Genomic DNA, 930 nt, shown 5'->3' on the forward strand with positions numbered 1-930 from the left:
GGCGGTGGCCCTGTTGGGTTGGAACATAATCGCCGGAGGTGGAGCGATGGCCAGTCCTGGTGAGGGATCCCGAATGTTGACGGTTACAGGACAGGGATCGGTCTCCGTAGAGAACTCCATTGCCCTCATTCGCTTGGGGGTGGTGATCCAGGGGGAGACGGCGCAATCGGTACAACAACAGGTGGCAGAACGCTCAGAGCGGCTGGTCAATCGCCTCAAGGAGCTGCAAGTAGGCGCTCTACAAACCACCGGCATTTCCCTCTACCCGCAATACGACTATCGGGATGGCCAACCTCGCCTAACGGGTGTGCAGGGGCAAAACAGTCTGCAATTCGAGGTGCCCGTGGCCAGAGCCGGGCAAGTGCTGGATGAAGCCGTGGCCGCCGGAGCCACCCAGGTGGAATCGGTCAGTTTCCGGGCCGACGATGCCACCCTGTTGGAAGCGCGCAGCCGCGCCCTAACCCAAGCCGTGCAAGATGCCCAACGCCAAGCCCAGGATGTGCTGGGGGCCTTGAACCTGAGCATCCGTTCCCTCGAGCGCATCCAGATTCAGAGCGATGGCTACATGATCCCGCCGCCGATCCCCTTTGCCCGCGCCGACTATGCCCGTCTAGAAACGGCATCCACACCGGTGGAGGGGGGACAGCAAACCGTGCGCGCCCAAGTCACCCTCGAGATCCGTTACTGAGCCTCTGCTTTGCTGCCTCGAATAATTCACAAATGTTCACCACATAGATTTCAGCTCTCCCGCCAAAGGGCTTCTGGTCAGAGCAAGCCTTGGGCAGCAACAGACAGCGGCTCTGGACGAGCGAAGTCTCAGTGATTCAAGAGTGATTCAATCCATCTAACCAACTCGGCAAAGTTGAAGCGGCTGCTGTTTGCTACCGCATTAGAATAACGATGGAAAGTTGCGGGTAGTTTGCTTTCCCG

At 58.9% G+C, this 930-nt stretch carries 1 protein-coding gene; it reads left to right on the forward strand.

What is annotated here, in order from left to right; all coding sequences use genetic code 11:
• Window positions 1-688, forward strand: a 688-nt coding sequence (locus NW819_RS11130; protein ID WP_414413778.1) for an SIMPL domain-containing protein, incomplete at its 5' end; no start/stop codon positions are given.
• Between the last annotated feature and the right edge of the window lie 242 nt (window positions 689-930).

This window comes from Synechococcus sp. R8-2, assembly GCF_047461715.1.
Classification (GTDB): Bacteria; Cyanobacteriota; Cyanobacteriia; order Thermostichales; family Thermostichaceae; genus Thermostichus.